The sequence below is a fragment of the Paenibacillus sp. B46(2026) genome (genome assembly GCF_056786355.1).
In genome coordinates this window covers 464,777-483,002 of the sequence record NZ_CM165907.1, presented here as the reverse complement: position 1 = coordinate 483,002, position 18,226 = coordinate 464,777, and the positions used below count along the sequence as shown (strand labels likewise).

General features: G+C 47.9%; 19 protein-coding genes. 7 read left to right on the top strand and 12 right to left on the bottom strand.

Features of this window, described 5'->3' with window-relative positions; genetic code table 11:
- Positions 1–19 precede the first annotated feature (19 nt).
- The 4 genes from AC1S8V_RS02320 to AC1S8V_RS02305 all read right to left on the bottom strand — a co-directional run bounded on the left by AC1S8V_RS02320 (position 20) and on the right by AC1S8V_RS02305 (position 1,599).
- Positions 20–220 (bottom strand): copper ion binding protein, encoded by a 201-nt coding sequence (locus AC1S8V_RS02320; protein ID WP_482072261.1) that lies wholly within the window; start codon positions 218–220, stop codon positions 20–22.
- A gap of 55 nt (positions 221–275) precedes the next feature.
- The gene (locus AC1S8V_RS02315; protein ID WP_458127136.1) at positions 276–677 is read right to left on the bottom strand and encodes a metal-sensitive transcriptional regulator; all 402 of its coding nucleotides are present in this window, start codon (positions 675–677) and stop codon (positions 276–278) included.
- Between the two features lie 123 nt (positions 678–800).
- Complete coding sequence (locus AC1S8V_RS02310) at positions 801–1,289, bottom strand: N-acetyltransferase family protein (RefSeq protein WP_482072260.1); 489 nt, start codon at positions 1,287–1,289, stop codon at positions 801–803.
- A gap of 124 nt (positions 1,290–1,413) precedes the next feature.
- A complete protein-coding gene (locus AC1S8V_RS02305) occupies positions 1,414–1,599 on the bottom strand; it encodes a hypothetical protein (protein ID WP_036616704.1) in 186 nt (61 codons plus the stop codon).
- 164 nt (positions 1,600–1,763) lie between these two features.
- Here AC1S8V_RS02305 and AC1S8V_RS02300 point away from each other — a divergent pair, with 164 nt between their 5' ends.
- Positions 1,764–1,949 carry an Arc family DNA-binding protein gene (locus AC1S8V_RS02300; protein ID WP_482072259.1) on the top strand — a complete coding sequence of 62 codons (186 nt, stop codon included), beginning with the start codon at positions 1,764–1,766 and terminating at the stop codon, positions 1,947–1,949.
- Between the two features lie 65 nt (positions 1,950–2,014).
- Here AC1S8V_RS02300 and AC1S8V_RS02295 read toward each other — a convergent pair whose 3' ends face one another.
- The 7 genes from AC1S8V_RS02295 to AC1S8V_RS02265 all read right to left on the bottom strand — a co-directional run bounded on the left by AC1S8V_RS02295 (position 2,015) and on the right by AC1S8V_RS02265 (position 9,187).
- On the bottom strand, positions 2,015–2,626 hold the full coding sequence (locus tag AC1S8V_RS02295) for a hypothetical protein (RefSeq protein ID WP_482072258.1): 612 nt from the start codon (positions 2,624–2,626) through the stop codon (positions 2,015–2,017).
- Positions 2,627–2,876: 250 nt separating this feature from the next.
- The gene (locus tag AC1S8V_RS02290) at positions 2,877–3,632 is read right to left on the bottom strand and encodes a nucleoside phosphorylase (protein ID WP_482072257.1); all 756 of its coding nucleotides are present in this window, start codon (positions 3,630–3,632) and stop codon (positions 2,877–2,879) included.
- Between the two features lies 1 nt (position 3,633).
- Positions 3,634–4,305, bottom strand: a complete 672-nt coding sequence (locus AC1S8V_RS02285) for a sulfite oxidase-like oxidoreductase (RefSeq protein WP_036673147.1) — start codon at positions 4,303–4,305, stop codon at positions 3,634–3,636.
- Positions 4,306–4,352: 47 nt separating this feature from the next.
- Positions 4,353–5,276 (bottom strand): ABC transporter permease, encoded by a 924-nt coding sequence (locus tag AC1S8V_RS02280; RefSeq protein WP_017691011.1) that lies wholly within the window; start codon positions 5,274–5,276, stop codon positions 4,353–4,355.
- Positions 5,260–6,327 carry an ABC transporter permease gene (locus AC1S8V_RS02275; RefSeq protein ID WP_482072256.1) on the bottom strand — a complete coding sequence of 356 codons (1,068 nt, stop codon included), beginning with the start codon at positions 6,325–6,327 and terminating at the stop codon, positions 5,260–5,262. Before AC1S8V_RS02275 ends, AC1S8V_RS02280 begins: the two co-directional genes overlap by 17 nt.
- Positions 6,324–7,823 (bottom strand): ABC transporter ATP-binding protein, encoded by a 1,500-nt coding sequence (locus AC1S8V_RS02270; RefSeq protein WP_482072255.1) that lies wholly within the window; start codon positions 7,821–7,823, stop codon positions 6,324–6,326. The genes AC1S8V_RS02275 and AC1S8V_RS02270 overlap by 4 nt, the downstream gene beginning before the upstream one ends.
- A 332-nt stretch (positions 7,824–8,155) precedes the next feature.
- A complete protein-coding gene (locus tag AC1S8V_RS02265; protein ID WP_482072254.1) occupies positions 8,156–9,187 on the bottom strand; it encodes a BMP family lipoprotein in 1,032 nt (343 codons plus the stop codon).
- Between the two features lie 277 nt (positions 9,188–9,464).
- Here AC1S8V_RS02265 and AC1S8V_RS02260 point away from each other — a divergent pair, with 277 nt between their 5' ends.
- The 3 genes from AC1S8V_RS02260 to AC1S8V_RS02250 all read left to right on the top strand — a co-directional run bounded on the left by AC1S8V_RS02260 (position 9,465) and on the right by AC1S8V_RS02250 (position 13,863).
- Positions 9,465–10,886, top strand: coding sequence for a hypothetical protein (locus AC1S8V_RS02260; RefSeq protein WP_482072253.1), 1,422 nt, complete (start codon positions 9,465–9,467; stop codon positions 10,884–10,886).
- 242 nt (positions 10,887–11,128) lie between these two features.
- On the top strand, positions 11,129–11,719 hold the full coding sequence (locus AC1S8V_RS02255) for a DUF5317 domain-containing protein (protein WP_482072252.1): 591 nt from the start codon (positions 11,129–11,131) through the stop codon (positions 11,717–11,719).
- 311 nt (positions 11,720–12,030) lie between these two features.
- Positions 12,031–13,863: a bifunctional diguanylate cyclase/phosphohydrolase gene (locus tag AC1S8V_RS02250; RefSeq protein WP_482072251.1), complete on the top strand. Its 1,833-nt coding sequence runs from the start codon at positions 12,031–12,033 to the stop codon at positions 13,861–13,863.
- A 136-nt stretch (positions 13,864–13,999) separates the two neighbouring features.
- On the opposite strand, the gene AC1S8V_RS02245 is transcribed toward AC1S8V_RS02250, so the two are convergent.
- A complete protein-coding gene (locus AC1S8V_RS02245) occupies positions 14,000–14,167 on the bottom strand; it encodes a hypothetical protein (protein WP_017691019.1) in 168 nt (55 codons plus the stop codon).
- Positions 14,168–14,472: 305 nt separating this feature from the next.
- Here AC1S8V_RS02245 and AC1S8V_RS02240 point away from each other — a divergent pair, with 305 nt between their 5' ends.
- The 3 genes from AC1S8V_RS02240 (at position 14,473) to AC1S8V_RS02230 (ending at position 17,874) form a co-directional block, all read left to right on the top strand.
- Positions 14,473–15,303, top strand: coding sequence for a sensor histidine kinase (locus tag AC1S8V_RS02240; protein WP_482072250.1), 831 nt, complete (start codon positions 14,473–14,475; stop codon positions 15,301–15,303).
- Position 15,304: 1 nt separating this feature from the next.
- Complete coding sequence (locus AC1S8V_RS02235; RefSeq protein ID WP_482072249.1) at positions 15,305–15,961, top strand: response regulator; 657 nt, start codon at positions 15,305–15,307, stop codon at positions 15,959–15,961.
- Between the two features lie 197 nt (positions 15,962–16,158).
- Entirely contained in the window at positions 16,159–17,874 is a 1,716-nt protein-coding gene (locus AC1S8V_RS02230; RefSeq protein ID WP_482072248.1) for a copper resistance CopC/CopD family protein, read from the top strand.
- Positions 17,875–18,226 lie beyond the last annotated feature (352 nt).

The window sequence follows — 18,226 nt, the reverse complement described above, 5'->3', positions numbered from 1 at the left end:
GGTTTAAGCCTGTGTTCCTTTAGACTACATCATATCCCTGATCTTCAATGGCAGCCTTGATCTGATCCACGTTCACCGTCTGCTCGTCATATTCCACGGATACCGTTCCCGCTGCCAGATCAACCTTACCACTCGCACCGGTATTCTTCACAGCTTCTTCAACTGATTTCACGCAGTGATTGCAGGACATTCCCGTAACGTTCAACGTAACATTAGACATTGTAAATTCCTCCTTGGGGTATATTAAAATGATAACTTGATTGAATTGACATAACTTACTTCATTAACTTCCGCATCGTAACCAGCAGTTCATCCACAACCTCATGTTCACCAGCCTGAATGCGCTCAACGATACAACTCTTCATATGGCCTTCAAGCAGAAGCTTGCCTACCGAATTAAGAGCAGACTGAGCCGCGGCAATCTGTGTCAGCACATCATCACAGTACGTATCCTTCTCAATTAATCCCTTGATTCCGCGAATCTGACCTTCCACACGGTTCAAACGAGATACCAGGTTACTCTTCATCTCCTGTGAATGATGACTCTTGCGCACATGCTTCCCATCACTGCCCTCGGCATGACAGGATGCCGCTTCTAGAACTGTATCCGAAGCTTCAGTTGTTGAATCAGTTACGGAGGATTGCAAAGGTTCCTCGGGATGGCTCTGATGATCCATCATGAACACCCCTTTTCTTTCGTTCTTTTCTAAGAGTAACATACCCCATGGGGGTATTCAAGAGTGTTTTGATATTTTGTTAAAAATGGATTGCTTATTCCTAATTAAATAGAGCGATGCATCTTACAAAGTATACTCCATCCTGCTGCTGCGGACGACCAGACCCATTTGTTCATAGAAAGCCTGCGCGCCAGAATTAAAAGTCGAAACGGATAATTCCAAGCTGTCTGCCTGAAGCTCTCTCCCTAACTCGATGAATGCTTGTAGTAACTGTTTGCCTGTTCCTTGGCCCCGATGCTTGGTATCCACTACAAGTTCATGGATGTACAGCATCTTGCGATCCACCATCAATGGGTTATCTTGAATTACACTTAACTGCGCACTCCCGTAACCCAGAATCAAGCCCGTTTCCGAAGACTCGGCAACATACAGGTAACGCTTGTCCGTTTCCAGTAGTTCGGTAAACTCCTTTTCCTCCATTCTCGTCTCTAACGCTCTGTATAGATCCGGGCGCGCCTCGACATGCATCTGGTGCAGCTCATCCATCAACAATGACACGCCAGAGTAGTCCCTCATTTCTGCCTTTCTGATGTTAATCGTACCTGTACTCATCCCCATCACTCTTTCATCTAATGAATTTCACATTATTATACAACGAAAAAGCAGATACCATCAGGGTACCTGCTTCGTTTAAACTTATTTTCATTCCACCAAGCCCATATGATGCTCATGTTGTTTATTTTTTCGAAGAAGTATTTCCTTCATTAAAAGCAACAGGTGATGGCTTCGCTGCCCATTCGTCCGCCTGCGGCTCAATGTCCACTCCGCTTAGAATCTTCTTTTTCTCCATCAAGGAATCCCCATCTTCATCCAGCTTGTTGCGAATTTCCGCCTCGTCCTGAGGTTGATTGTTCTGTGTCATCATAGAGTCCTCCCTTTTTCGTATTCATGGTTGATGTTCCTTTATATAACGTGCCCACTTTCTGCATTATCATTCTCTTCGAGGATCAGGCGGTCCCCCAAGTTATGTGTTATTTGAATTAAATGATACAATATGAACATTACTTTTTGAGGAGATTTTATTTCATGGCTACAGATAAAAGAGTCTTTACACTTAGGCTGCGAGAAAAGAATTTTGAGAAAATTAAAGTGATTGCGGACAAAAACAAACGATCTATCGCAATGCAAATTGAGTATCTTATTGAACAACATATTGAAGCATTTGAGAAAGAACAAGGTGTTATTTCCCCAGATAAACATAATGACGTATAGATTTTGCGCCCTTAGTACATGCGCATTATCCATACGTCATTTTTCGTGAAGTATCCTGTTCCCTGTTAATCGAAATCAACCTGTTTATCCAAAATGATCTCCTCTACTTTGTATTCGAACTCTGGTATTGAGGGAATTAAGGAGAATCGAACATTTTCCATAGAAGAAGGAAGGGCAGGAACCACTCGGAAACTAATTTGCGTCTCCCCACCTCCTCCACGACTGCCGTGTCTCATGGTTATATATCTCTGTTCGCTGAATATTTCCAGAGCCAAATGTGGAACCATTTGTATACGCTCAGCTTCATTCCCCTTATATTGAATTTCCACATATACGAGGCTTTCGCCTTCATATTGCATCGAATGCGTGATCATATACTCACACGAATCTTTAATCATTTTCTTCATAATCGGTACCACACTCGTCAATTGGAGAGGTTCACTTGGATAGTAGTGTCTTTGCGGCATCGGCTGCACGCTACGGAGAACATATCGTATATCTTCCTCCTTCATATCCAGTAAGCCCACCCATTCATCGATGATATTTTGAGGGGGTTGATATTGAACAGCTCCGGTTATATCCTTTCTGGCTGCAACCAGTTTCAAAAGTTGCTCATCAATCCGCTGTACCTCATCGTTGTATTCATTAGGAATTTCACGTAATTCACTCCAGCCCATATTTAATCACTCTCCCAATTTAATGACATGTCATGCAAATACAATTCGCTATTGTACCTGCATCCCCTCTTCTTTTTTCAGTTTATTTAAAAGGCTCCACTTAACTATAAACGGAGAACTCAAAAAGGACGCCCCTGGGTCATATTCATGACCTTACGGGACGCCCTTTTTATATTGTCCACCTCAAATGGACATCATCTACTGTTTTGCTTGTAACAATGAAAAAAAATGCATACTTTCCTTAACCAGCCTATGCCTGATCCTGGCGAGCAAGAGCGGCTAGCGCACGTAGCGCTGCATTAATCTCTCGCTCCACTGCTTGTCCAACCGCATCCGTATGCGGATCATACTCGGCAGCCAGATCGCTGTCCGCGAATCCATCGATCGCGACAATCGCTCCAGCGCGAGCGCCACGCAAGGTACTAACAATATAGAGCGCCGCAATTTCCATCTCGGCTGCCAGTGCTCCAGCCTGCTTGTACTTGCGGTGTGGAATCTCTTCCACGCCTGCGAAGAATGCATCCAGTGTTACGGTGATACCAACGCCCACTTTGCCTGCAAATGCAGCATCCGCGCTCCCCTGCTCACGAGCAGCCTCGATCAGTGCTTGCGTCACCCCAATGTCCGCTACCGCTGGGAAACCATCCGGCACCAGTTGGCGAGTCAACCCGTCTGTACGAACAGCGGCTGTACTCACAATCACACTGCCTGCCGGATAATCGGCTGTATACGATCCCGCTGTACCTACACGAATCAGAGTTGTTACACCCGCGCGAATCAATTCCTCGAAGCAGACAGCTGCTCCAGGTGAACCTACACCATGGCTAACCACAGCGATCTGTACCCCTTCATACAAGCCAACAAACGTGCGATACTCCCGACTGAACGCCAGTTCTCTCGCCTGCTCCAGCTTGCGGGAAATCTTCTCTGCACGTGCCGGATCACCACAGACGATGGCATATGCCGGCATGTCCTCCGAATGAATCTGTAAAATAGGCATCAACATATCAATCAAACTCCTTCTTCGTCCACTCGTCTTCCGGAATCGGCAGATCTTCACCCGAGAAGCGTTGTTCCTTGAACGGATCGGCAAAATGGTGGAAACCATTCACTTCCCAGAAGCCGTTACGGTCTTCTGTCATAAACTCCAGCCCACGTATCCACTTCGCACTCTTCCAGAAGTAGAGTTGTGGCACAACCATACGCAATGGAAAACCATGCTTGGGCGTTAGTGGCTCGCCGTTATATTTGAATGCAAGTAGTACGTCATCATGCATCAATTCTTCGAGAGGTACATTTGTCTCATAATCATGATCTGCATGGATCATGACGTATTTTGCTTCCGGTTTAACCCCAAGAAGCTTCACAAAATCGGAGAAGCGAATACCTTCCCACGGCGTATCGAATTTCGACCAACGGGTAACACAGTGAATATCACTCACCGTGTTCACCTGAGGCATGGCCTGCAACTCAGCTAGGGAGAACACCTTCTCCTCTTCCACTTCGCCGAATACCTTCAGGTCCCAGGTGGACAGGTCATATTCCGGCACTTCCCCTTCATGCAGAATCGGGAATTTCTCCGTCAGCATCTGTCCCGGCGGCAGACGATCTCCGTGATCGTTGCCTGTTTTGGATGCCGGGGTTTTACTTTTTTTCAAACGTTCAGCCTTGTTATGCAAGTGGGATTCCTCCTTCTTTTACTGTCTCTAGCATAGGCATTCAGGAATTAACGCGAGCTTCCGCCCGCTTTCAGTGCATCCTGTGCATAGGTACGGTCTTTGAAAAAGAACATCGCGACCAGCGTCACAATATACGGCAGCATCAAGGTGAAATGGGTTGGCAGGGAGAATCCTTGCAGACGAATACTCAATGCCTCCATGAAGCCGAACAGCACACTGGAACCCATGACGCCAAGCGGATTCGCTTGTCCCAGCATCGTTGCCACCAGCGCGATAAAACCACGACCAGCCGTCATGCCTTCGGTAAACATCGTCACCTGACCGAGCGACAGCTGTGCGCCAGCCAGGGCACACAACACGCCGCACATCAGAACGGCACCATACTGGATGCCACGTACCTTGATCCCAATGCTCTGTGCTGCAATCGGGTTCTCACCGACGGAGCGCAGACGGAAGCCGGATACACTTTTGAACAGATAGAATTGCAATGCAATCACGAGCACAATGCCGAGATAGACCAGCGGACTATGCCCCGATATTACATCGCCCACCCACGGAATGTCCTTGATCAGCGGAATATCCCACTTGGGAAGTCCCACCATGTCTTTATCGTAGTATGCACCTTTTACATCAAAAATCGCACGCAGTGCAAAGGTCGTCACTCCCGCAGCCAGGAAATTCAGCGAGATCCCGACTACGATGGCGTTGGCCTTGAGATTAATACTAATAAAGGCAAACAGCGCCGAAAATAACATCACAATAATAATGGAAAAGAGTACAGCCAGCAGCACATTGCCAAACAGATAATTACCGACAATGGCGGAGAACGCACCAATCAGCACCAGTCCTTCAAGACCAACGTTGAACAGACCGACACGGGAACATAAAGCCCCACCAAGCGCTGCAAGCAGGATTGGAGTCATAATCCGCAAGGTTGAGCCAAACATGGCTGCATCAAACAGTTGTTGCATTGGACTTTTTCTCCTTTCTCCGCTTCAGGAATGAATAACCGATCTGAGCTGATACAAATAACGTCAAGACGGCCTGGATGACACTGCCGACTTCCAGCGGCACATCCGTATTCCGTTCCATCCCCATGGCACCTGTCTGTAACGCAGCCAGCAGAATAGCTGCTACAGCTGTACCGAGTGGATGCGAGCGGGCAAGCAGGGTTGCCATAATGCCGCTCCATGCGTAACTTGCCGATGACAATGAGCCATCAAGGAATCGGTACTGTGTACCGAGCACTTCCCCTGCACCCGCGAGTCCAGCAAGTCCGCCACTGATGACCATGGACAGCATCATCATGCGAATGCGGCGAACACCGCCGTAGGTTGCAAAGGACGGGTTGCTGCCAAGCATGCGGATCTCATAACCGGTTACCGTTTTATGTGTGAACCAGTAGATCAGAACGGCCGCTACAATGGCAATGATGAAGCCGGCATGCAGTCCCATGCCCTGGAACAACTTCGGCAACCAGATACCCTGATCAATCATCGGAGTCTGTGCCATTGCCGCTGATCCAGTCCGATCCTTGAATGGATAGGAGACCATGTATCCCCCGAAATAAATCGCAATATAGTTAAGAAGTAAGGTTGTGATCAACAGATTCATACCGAAACGTGCATCCAGCCAACCTGCAAACAGGGACCAGATTCCCCCGGCAAGTATACCTGCCACAATCGCAGCAATACACACGAACCAGCCTGGGCCTGGCAGATAGAGCGCCGTGAGCGCCGCACTGAGCCCGCCGAGAATCATCTGGCCTTCGGCTCCCATGTTGAAAAATCCGGCACGGAATGCTAACGCTACACCCAGTCCTGCCAAGATAATTGGTGTGGAACGAGCCAGCGTATTGGTGAAGAAGTAGAAGTTGCCGAAGGCCCCTTTCCACATCTCCGCATACGTATCCACCACATTACCGCCAACGATCAGAATCGCTACAGCCCCTGCAATCAGACCGATGAATACGGCAAGCAGCGGCTGTACGAGTCCGCGAAGTGTTTCTTTTACCCGATTCATATCCGCTCTTTCCCTCCTGCCATTAACAAGCTGATCTGTTCCTCAGTTGCTTCCTCTGCTCTCAGTTCTCCGGCAATTTCGCCTTCATACATGACAATAATCCGATCAGATAATTGCAAAATCTCGGACAGCTCCGATGAAATGAGCAAAATGCCCGCACCCTCACTACGTTTACGCAGCAATTCAGCATGGATTGTCTCCATCGCTCCGATATCCACACCACGTGTCGGTTCGGCTGCGATCAGAAACGGCGTATCCTGTGCAAATTCACGGGCAGCAATCAGCTTCTGCAAGTTTCCTCCGGACAGAAACTGTGCCTTGGTCTCTGCAGAACCCGTCTTGATGCTGAACTGTTTGATCCAGCTCTCTACCATCGTTCTTGCTGCTTTGGCTTTGATGATGCCACGTGACTGCAAGCGATGATGATGTCCCATCAGTCCATTCTCACGAACGCTTGCGTCCTTGGCCGCTCCCCACATATAGCGATCTTCCGGGATATGAGCAAGTCCATGCTCCCGAATGCGCCGCACAGGCCAGTTGGTTGTATCCTGCCCGGAGAGCAAGACACGACCATTGTCTGCCTTACGCAGTCCCGCAATGACCTGAATCAGTTCCGACTGGCCGTTACCCGAGATGCCTGCTATACCAACGACCTCACCTTTTCGAACCTCCATGTGGATGTCCTTAAGCGCCGAACGATCCTTGGCTCCGGACAGATTGATCCCTTCCACCTGAAGCACAGCTTCCGCTGGAACCGATGGCTGCTTGTCCATACGCACAAGTTCACGACCAACCATCAAACGGGATAGTTCCTCCACATGTGTATCCTTGGCTTCCAACGTGCCTGTCACCTGACCATCCCGAAGCACCGTGATTCGGTCGGCTACATCCATAACTTCTTGAAGTTTATGTGTAATCAGTACAAAGGTTTTGCCCAGCTTGGCGAGTGATTTCATGTTCGCCAGCAGTTCCTTTACTTCCAGCGGTGTCAGTACCGCCGAAGGTTCATCCAATACAATGATATCTGCGCCCTGATGCAGCACCTTGAGAATTTCAACACGCTGCTGCATACCCAGTGGGCACTCGGACACTTTTTTCCACGGGTCAACCGGCATGCCATATTGTCTGCCAAGCTCATTCACCTGGGCCGCTGCCTTTTTGCGGTCAAATGCACCTGCCTTAGCCGGTTCGCGTCCGATCACGATGTTCTCCGCCACCGTAAAGGAAGGGAACAGCATGAAATGCTGATGCACCATACCGATGCCACTTGCCATAGCTTGGGACGGCGTAGCAAAATTCACCTCACGTCCACGGACTTTGATCGTGCCTGACGTAGGCTGTTCCATACCGTACAGCATACGCATCAAGGTTGTTTTACCGGCCCCGTTCTCACCTACCAGGGCATGAATCTCTCCCTCACGCAAATTAAAACGGATGTCACGGTTAGCGGTGAAGCCGCCGTATTTCTTCGTAATGTGCTCCATCTCCAACAGCATATCTCGCGTTCGCTCCCCTCAGTTCAACTTAAAAGGTTACACTCGCCACTACGATGACAGAACAACCTTCCGATCGCTGTTATCCCCAGATTTTTTGATTCCCTTTTATCAAGGGGAAAATCCGGGGATAAAGGCGAGGTGTATGCTTCCGAAGCAGCTTTCTTTCAGAAAACTTTTAGCGTTGCTTCTTCAGGTTATTTCTGTCCTCTTCGTTATCGTGTAAACGATAAGTTGAACATATACTGGTCATTTAATAGCAGCAAAACCGGCTGCCTGATCGGGCAGCCGGCTGATCATTTCCATCACTCATTCATTGAAAAGAACATTCAAAACTATTGTTGCAATGGATCTTTAACTACGATTTTGCCTGATACGATGTCATCGTTGATTGCTTTCACTTGGTCGATCACTTCTTGTCCAACGAAAGCATTCAGCGGAGATTCGCTATCACGTGTAACGTAAGTCAGGCCTACACCGTCTTCTTTCAAACCATAGTTTACTGCACCTGCTTTGAAGTTGCCTTCAACAAAATCTTTCACGGTCTCATAAGCAACCGTATCGGTTGACTTCAATTGAGACAATACGATATGTTCCGGGTCTTCAACAGTACGGTCCGTATCCTGACCGGAAGTGTAGAACCCTTTTTCTTTCGCTGCTTCAAACACACCAAGATCACCTACAGCGGATGCGCCAGCGATGAAATCAGCGCCTTTGCCGAATTGCACCAGCGCCAATTCTTTTGCTTTGGCCGGGTCATTAAATCCACCTACATAGTTCACGAGGAATTCTGCATCCGGATTCACGGATTCCAATCCAGCTTTGAAACCTTCGGTATATTTCTTGATCAAGGGTACATCCATTGCTGCGATCATGCCGACTTTGTCTGTTTTGGTGGACAACCCAGCAGCTGCACCGAGCAGGTACGCCCCTTCATATTCACGGAAACCAACGCTACGTACGTTAGGCAGATCCACTGTTGTATCTACAATCGCAAAGGACTTGTCCGGGTTTTCTGCAGCGACTTTCTTCAATGCATCTTCTGCCTGGAAAGTTGCTGTAATAATCAGATCATAATTCTCGGCAACTGCAGCGCGCAGATTTTGCTCAAATGCCGCCGGATCTGTCGATTCAATCGTCTTAGTGTCTACTTTGAATTCTTCGCCTGCTTTTTTGAAGCCTTCATCCATCTGTACAAAGAAAGGGTTAACCCCTATTTTTTCGGGAAGTACGAGGGCCATCCGAAGAGATTTCTCCGAATCACTGCCTTGGGCGGATTGTTCGTCTTTGGAAGCCGAAGTCCCACAAGCTGCCAACAAAATAGCCAACATGATGATCGAGAAGACGAACGATAAACCTCTTTTCATTTTGAAAATACCCCTTTTCCACATTCTTTTTTCTTATCCTAGCGGATACTGTCGATCCTTGTCAATAAATCTTTGAGCGTATACACTCAAATAGAATATAATTGACGATTTGCTTTCTACCATGCTCTGGAAACCGCTTTATATCAAGCTTTTTTTTCGTTGACATCCAGCGCGTCTCCGTGCTAAAGTCAATCCAATCATTCTATTCTTATAGGATTTGTCAGGATTATAACCCAGAGCTGATCATTTTCCAACCCATTTTAAGGAGGATATTCATTTGAAAAAAATCACCCAGATCACACTGGCGGCCCTACTCGCCGCTCCGGTAACTCTCGGCAGCCTAAGCTTGCCCGCTTCTGCTTCTGCAGCATCTGCAACTCCGGCTAAACCAACCACCTCACAAAGTGTCAAGGGACCAGTAGCTCAGGCTCCCGTTGCTTATACGGAAAGCGCAGCGGATTTTGCTCAATTCTTGCAAGCGAAATACAATATTCAACTGCCGCAACAGATTACCAAAGGGGATTTCATTCAAGCCATTGCAGCCATCACGGAAACAACTAAAGCAAGTGACAGTGAAGCCCAGGCTCCAGCCTTTACCGATCTGGCCTCTGGTGATTCTGCTTATGATGCTGCCGTATCCTTATACAATAATGGGGTTCTTACAGGTACAGAAGTACGTGCCAAGGATCAATTGAGCACTTATGCAGCGGTCTTCATCGCGGTAAAAGCAGCTGGATTCAAGGAACTTGCTTACACATATCCCGCGGAGAAAACAGCCAAAGCCCTTGCCAAGGTTGGCATTAGCCCGAACCGTGTTCAGGGACAAGCTGCACAAGAACTGGCTGCAGCCATCGACACGGGCCTGATTCCCGAAAGCCTGTACCCTTCTCTCCTTAAAGGCGGTGTAGCAAGCAAGGATTTCGCCAACACACTGCTTGGACGCGTCCTGATCAGCCAAGGAAAATATAAACATGAGATTGGACGTTCCGGCGATGCGGACATTTATTCCAAACTGGTTGCTGCATATCGCACAGCAGATCTAATCGAATCACCTGAGCTGAGAAAAATTGTGGATCAGGCTTTGCGAGATGATCTTGTAACAGGTTACAACCTGAAAGATAGCCGCTTTGATTCCAACTTTATCGATGAGCTGACACTTACTTACGGCCACGATAATATCCAGCATGCTGTACAGTTGATTGGTTTGCTGCGTAGCGAAGGTATTGATGCTGATGTGCAATTCCAACCCAAGACATCTGCCTTCATTTATTTGAAGGAATGGGGCGAGCCGAAGGAAACGCCAGACTATAAAGTGACACAGATCGAGAATGGTAACTATATTGCCTCTGCGAAGGAATATGACATTCAATTCGAGTTCAACAATGTGGCAGACAAAGTCCGCTTCAACGACATTGTTCTGAAATATGCCAAAAAGAACAGTGATAGTACATCTCCACTGATTCTCAGTTCCTGGTGGCAACCGTTGTACTATTCACCAACTGCTTTGGCGAACTATCCGGTCATTTCCAACAATAAAATAGCTCTTGGCAATTATTATGCTCAGTCCTTCTCTCTGAAAGAGAATGCCAAAGCCATTCGCGAAGGATTCTTGAAACTGGCACCCGATGCGGACATTACGACCTATGAATTCTGGGTGGACCAGCCTTTCTTCAACTATCTGAACGGTGGTTCCGAATAAAATAAAATCCCTCGCCAACTGAATTAAAACTCGTATTTTGCCTTTATAAGCATCCGTCTTTACCGAATTTTTCAAGGTTTTCGACCTATAGATTCGTAAAGACGGTTTTTTGTTCAGCATTTTGCAAATTTCTTCTAAAAAATCATTTTTCTCATGCAGGAATTACCAATATAGGGTCGAATCCTTTTATATACACAAACACGCAATCGTATTGCATATCTCCGCACGAACAGGAGTTAATCATGGTATATGACGGTATTCTTCTCGGCTTGATCGTTGGATTTTTTCGGGGCGGGTTGCAGCATGGGCTCAACCAGTTTGCAGCACTCAAGTTGCGAAGTGGCTGGATTTTCCCTGTATTGCTGCTAATCCAGTTCTTTATTTTCTATCTGCAGGATCGATTTGAATGGGTGGCATCCATTAATGGTTACCTCTTTGCTGCGGTCTACATTACAGGACTCGCATTTTTGTGGCTCAACAGGCACCACACCGGTTTCATGCTCATCTGGATTGGGGTGTTTCTCAATTTTGCCGTTATGGCTGTAAATGGTGGGCGCATGCCAGTTTCTGTGGAAGCTTCTGCTGTACTGGGACCCTACTATGTAGACATGCTCCGGGAAGGCGGCGCCGTATCGAAGCATTTTATGATGGATGCGTCCACACATCTGCCTTTTCTCGGTGATATCATCCCACTCTCCAGCCCTTATCCACGGACTCAGGTCATCAGCATCGGTGATGTGGTCATGAACGTTGGCATATTCCTTTTTATCCAGTACATGATGGTGAATCGGGATAAAAAGGCTGTGCAACCTGCTAAAACTCATCAGGCTTGAAGAGAAACAGGTAGACTCCAAGGAAGGGAGGTCTTCTCCATGAAAAAATTTGAAGGTGTGAAATATTCCCGCATTGTCATCAACGCAATTATCGTGGCTTCTGTCGTTGTGGCATTAACTTCGGGATACAAGCTGGGCGGCTAGTATCCATACCGCCAAACAAGACAAACAGGCTGCCAGCGGCCTGTTTTTTCTTTCTGGATTTTTGGTAGTCAACTTGGTATGTTATACATCTATATAGTATGCATCTATACAAGAACACCAATTATATACACATCAAGAGTAGACTAAACCCAAGCAGGAGATTTTTTATGAACTTTATTCGTAACCTTATCCATAAGGCAGATCGAAGCAGTCTGTATGTTATTATGCTTAGTTGCACGGGTATCGTTGTTTTTCTGTACATGAACAAGTGGTCTTACCTTCATCTGTCCACGGCGGATTGGGTCATGGTTTACACCATGCTGGGGGCAGCGTTGATTCTGGATTATTTTACATTTCAGATTCCACCCAAAGGCAATCAGCAATCCATGGACTCATCGGTATACCTTGCCTGTATATTCATGTTTGGCGGAGCTTTCAGCCTGTCTGTCCTGCTCCCTGTCTCCATCATCCTGCTAATTAAAGAGCGCAAGCTCACCTGGTGGAAACACATCGTAAATTTCAGCATCTACAGTCTTATGATTACAGGAGCAGCTGCCGTGTTTGAGTGGACTGGCGGGCAATCGGGAACGTTGAACGGATATAACCTGTTTCCTTATTTCGCTGCGCTCGCAGCTTACTTCATTATTAACACGATCACACTCGGCTTGTTCTTTCATTTCTCGACGAAGGATGCATTACAGCAGATGAAGCGGGCATTCGTCACTGAATCCCTGCTGGTTTATCTATGTACGCTGATTCTGGCGCTTGTCCTGACGATTCTGGTTGTGCATAACGGCGTACTCGGTCTGCTCTTATATCTGAGTCTCAGCATTCTGCTCTCCCACGCATTCAGGCAGTTGTTTGTGATGTATCAGACGATTGAGGAAAAGGCCAACACGGATCAACGCACAGGTCTGTTCAACCATAGTTATTTCGAAAGCATGTTGGAAAGTGAACTGGCTACCGCACGCACACAGGGAACCCCGCTCTGCCTGGGACTTATTGATATTGATGATTTCAAAAAGTATAATGACCGGTTTGGCCACCTTCAAGGTGACAGCCTGCTGGCCCTGCTTGGGGATTTTCTGATGCGAAAGACGGAAGGTACACCGATCACCGCCTTTCGTTATGGAGGGGAAGAGTTCACGTTGCTCATGCCAGGGATGGATCTGGACGAATCCTACAAATTCATGAACAAGCTGCGCAAACAACTGAACGATACACCGTTTGAAGGTGTTGAAGTGTTTCCACACGGTTGTCTCTCCTTCTCTGCTGGCGTCGCCCCCTATCAGGTGGATATGTATAACAAATCCCAACTCGTGGATCAGGCGGATAAAGCACTGTATTATGCGAAGAAACAAGGCAAAAACAACGTGCACCGCCACGGCAGCAATGATGGCATGGAGCACGAGATTGATCTGGTACAGGATGTTCGTGACATCGAGCAGCAGCTCAATCTGTTTAGATACAAGGATATGGATACGTTCAAACATTCCAAACGGGTCTACAAATATGCACTGGATATCAGTGAATTGCTTAAGCTGGACAATGCGGAGAAACGGTGTTTCGTGCTGGGGGCACTGATTCATGATATCGGCAAACTCGAGATTCCCTGGTCCATCCTCAACAAGAAGGACAAGCTCACCGCAGAAGAATGGGAAACGATTAAAGGACATGTCACCTGGGGCAAAAAAATGGTGATTACGAACGATCGCTTCGCTGATCTGATTCCGTATATTGAATTGCACCACGAGCGCTATGATGGCAAAGGTTATCCTTACGGCCTGAAGGGGAACGAGATCCCCCGGCTGTGCCGGATGCTGACCGTGATTGACTCCTTTGATGCCATGACGACAGAGCGGCCGTATCAGGAGACCAAGAACGTGGAGGAAGCCATTCGGGAGCTACGCGCATGTTCGGGTTCACAGTTCGACCCGGAGCTGGCTGAGTTATTCATTCGATATATTGAGAAAAAAACCGCTCAGCAACAGTTGCTGTAAAATGACGGAGCTTCTTCTCCATCCCCTGGAAAAGTCAAAGCGCTATCCCCGGTCTGATCGGAGATAGCGCCATTTTCATTCATTTTCATGGAATGAATCGTACACCAGACAACTTCATTCTCGTGCAGATTCTACATTAAGATTTGGTATTCAGTTCATGTGAGGTCTGATGCAGCTCTTTGATCATCTGCTGCAAGAACATGTTGTCTTGACGACTGATACCGTGCTGATTGTCTTGAACAAGCATCTGATGAATGTTCTTTTTGAGCAATTCACTGCGACGTTCCAATACTTCTTGACTCATGTTGTTGCGTCACTCCTTAACATGTTTTGTAATGAATTCACGTTCTTTATTAAGTATAGAGGACCTTCCCCAATAGGGAAAATGGACTCAGCCTTCCTCAGCTGTGCACACCAACCCTCACCTAGCGTGACAACATTTCACCCCTTGTCGTTCTTAGATATCCTTCTAAATACTCCCTGATCCTCCCCAAGTTCCTCCAGAGGTACCGACTAGGGTCTTGGACAAGCTTGCGTTATAATGGTCCCATCCCTACATAAATAAAGTACGTCATTAAGCTAATCCTAGATCAAAGGAGTTCTGCATTCATGTCCTATAAACAAATCAAATGGATGATCCTACTGATTCCCACTTTCACAGTAGGCATCTGGGAATATATTCGCCATCAGTTCCTGATGCCGTACCTTTCGATGGATGCCGGGAACTGGTTAACACCCGTCATTGTGTACCTCGTCAGCGTGACACTGCTCAGCCGATTATTCCGCATGCTTGAAGGCGCAAGGGCAGCTCTGGAGCAGGAGCGGGCTGCCAAGGCCGCACTGGAAGCCCGTGACCAATTGGCCCGGGAACTTCATGATGGCATATCCCAATCCCTTTTCCTGCTGTCGGTAAAAACGGACAAAGCAGGCCGTAGCTTGGCAGGAAGCGGACATGAGCACGAGATCCAGGAGATTCAAAAGACCGTGCATGAAGTCAATACATATGTGAGGCAAGCCATTGCCCAGTTGCGTTATGTTCCTGCCTCTGCTGAGGTACATGAGATAATCTCGCTGCATGCGCAGGTCGAAGTCCTCGTCAAGGAAACGGTACCTGGAGCAAAGGTTCATTGGGATCTAAACGGTGTAACGTTCTCTGCCAAGGAGCAAGTGGAACTGCTGGCCTGTATCCGGGAAGGTCTGCTGAATGTACGCAAACATGCGCAGGCTACCCATGTTCAGGTTCACGCAGAGGGCAACCCGATCATCTGGTCCATCTATATTCAGGACAACGGCATTGGAATAAACGGAGATCCTCTGCATCTGAAAGATCGATATGGACTGCGAATTACAAAGGAACGTGCTGCCGAGATGGGGTGGTCGTTTACCCTCGATTCCAGACCGGGGCATACCCGAATGACAATTGGAAAGGAGCATGCTTAACATGGAACATGTACGTGTATTGGTTGTTGATGATCATGCGCATGCGCGTGAAGCAATCTGTAGTATTTTATCGGAGGACAGCCTGTTCGAAGTGATTGGTACAGCTTCCAATGGACAGGAAGCGTTGGAGCTCACCGGACAATGGATGCCTGATCTCATCCTGATGGATGTGCAGATGCCGGGCATGGATGGACTGGAAGCCACTCGCCAGATTAAGCTGCGCTTCCCGTACGTTATTATCGTGATGGTCACGGTGTCGGATGATGTGACCTTTCTGTTCGAGGCACTGAAACAAGGCGCTCAAGGATATTTACTCAAAAACCTGACGCCCTCCACCTGGCTTGAATACCTTCGCGCCATTGTCAGTGATGATGCACCCCTTAGCAAAGAATTGGCCTACCGGATATTGCAGGAGTTCCCTGCACCTCGCAGTGGAGATGTGCAAGATAACCCGTTAACGGCACGGGAGCTTGAGATTCTACAATGGGTATCCGCAGGATATACCAATCGGGAGATTGCTGATCAACTCGGCATTTCCGACCAGACGGTAAAGAACCACCTGAAGAACATTTTGCAGAAGCTCCAGCTTGAGAATCGGGTGCAACTCACACGCTACGCTCTGGAGAGCGGGCTTGCAGGCCGCAAGCTTCGCAAATAATCACGCTGCTCCGAAGCTGGTGCATCGGTGTGAAGTAGCATAGCATTCATGCTTTTGTCACAATTATGCAGTCCAATTCGTATTTTTATAGCCCAATGTAGTCATACGCACTCATTTTGGACAAAGTTATAATGGGTTAGATTGTGTTCGAAAGGCCATGAAAGACTACAAATCTATAACCTGAGGGTGATGATTTTTTGATTTTCACAAGCTTTACCCTGAAATGGGGCAAACGGCACTGGGCATTCGTCACCTGCCTGATGCTCGTGTGCTGCCTTGTTATGCCACAGTGGGCATCTGCCCATGCTTATATTGTTAAGGCTTCGCCCGGAGAGAACGAGTTACTCGTAACCGCTCCGGAGCGGCTGACGCTGGAGTTCAACGAATCCTTGCAGACGGCCTTTTATGATATCAAAATTACCGGACCTGACGGCAATCAGGCAGACGATGATAACGTGCAGATCGATGCGAATCGCCCTCATATCCTGGAGACTGGTCTGCAGGCCGGACTCGAGAACGGAACATATGCCGTCAATTGGAAAGCTGTATCTGCCGATGGGCATCCGATTCAGGGAGCATATGTTTTCCATATCGGGGAACCTTCCGGATCGCCTGCCGGGCTGAGTGATCTTACATCCGGTTCCGGTTCAACAGGTGGGCCGCTGAAATGGATCGTATCCCTGACAGACTGGATTCAGTATCTCGGGCTGTCTAGCATTCTGGGTACACTCGCATTCCTGCTGCTGCGGATCGCTCCAACTTCCATGGCAAGAGAACCTATGGACGTTCCGGGTAGCTACAAGCTGTTATGGATCAGCTATGCGGCTGCGTCCTTGGCCGCTCTGGTCAGCTTGCCACTGAACACATTGTATGAATCGGGTGTGGCGCTGGGCGAACTGAGCTGGGCACTAATCGGAAGTGCGCTCAAGCTGACCTCCTTTGGTCAGATCTGGATGATACAGATGCTGATTGTCATGCTGCTGGCAGTCACCATTCTCTCCGGTTATGATCGGGATCGATCCATCCGTGTTCGTATCTGGTCATCATACGGATCACTTGTGCTCGTGCTCGGCTGGTTGTTCACACATGCCATGACAGGACACCCGGCTGCAGCAGATCAACGTGCGCTGGCGATTGCCATGGATTTCATACATCTCATCGGTGCTGCTTTCTGGATTGGCGCATTAACCGCCATGGCGATATGTCTGCCTCCACTGGCGGATAAGCTGCCATCGAAGGTTCGAGTAGAAGTCTACTGGGTTGCTATTCGCAGGTTTACCGCCTGGGGGATTGGCGCCGTAGCCGCTCTGGTTGCTACAGGAATATATAGCAGTCTGATTATTCTGCCTGCACCCGTGCTGACCTCCTTGTTCAATACAGCCTATGGCCTTGTATTAATCGGCAAGATCGTCCTGCTTATTGTGATGCTTGTCTTCGCCTGGCGTCATGCCCGACTGGCAAGAGCAGCAACGGGAGGCAGATTATCCGGCAGCCTCAAAGCCGAGCTTGCCACCGGTGCTGTGATTCTTGCTCTGGCTGCCGTGTTGACACATCTCTCACCGGGACAACCAGCAGCGGTCGGGCCGTATCAGGAGACACAGACTACGGACGATGGCTCGGCGATCACACTTCAGGTGAGTCCCAATGTAACGGGAGAAAACCAATTCGAAGTGGACGTCAAACGTGCAGATGGCAGTATCGTTACTGATCTGGAACAGATCACGCTGTCACTTACACATCTGGACATGGATATGGGGATCTATGAGATTACCATTCCGAAAAATGACACGGGTGTGTACAAGGCTGAAGATTACATCTCCATGCCTGGACATTGGAATATTAAGGTACATCTCCTGACCAAAACGCTGGATGCACTGGATGCCGAATTTGAGATCGACACCGCCAAACCATAGTTGCACAACGTTTATATTGAAAAGTGACCCAATCTAAAATTAGTGTTTCTACACACTGCAAATGTAGTGAAGGAAACGAAATTGATTCTGGAGAAGCGAAGCACTCGCCTTTATTCCCGGATTTCAACTCATTACTATATAAATTGAACTATTATTTACACTGAAACGGAGAGGACAGAAAAAACCTGAAAAAGCGAAGCGTTCGCCTTTATCCCCAGATTTTCCCCTTAAGAAAAGGGAATCGAAAAATCTGGGGATAACAGCGATTGGAAGGTTATTCTGTCATCGGAGCGCATGTGTAAACCATCTTTAGTTCAATTTATATAGTTGAATCAAAAAAATCCGGGAATAA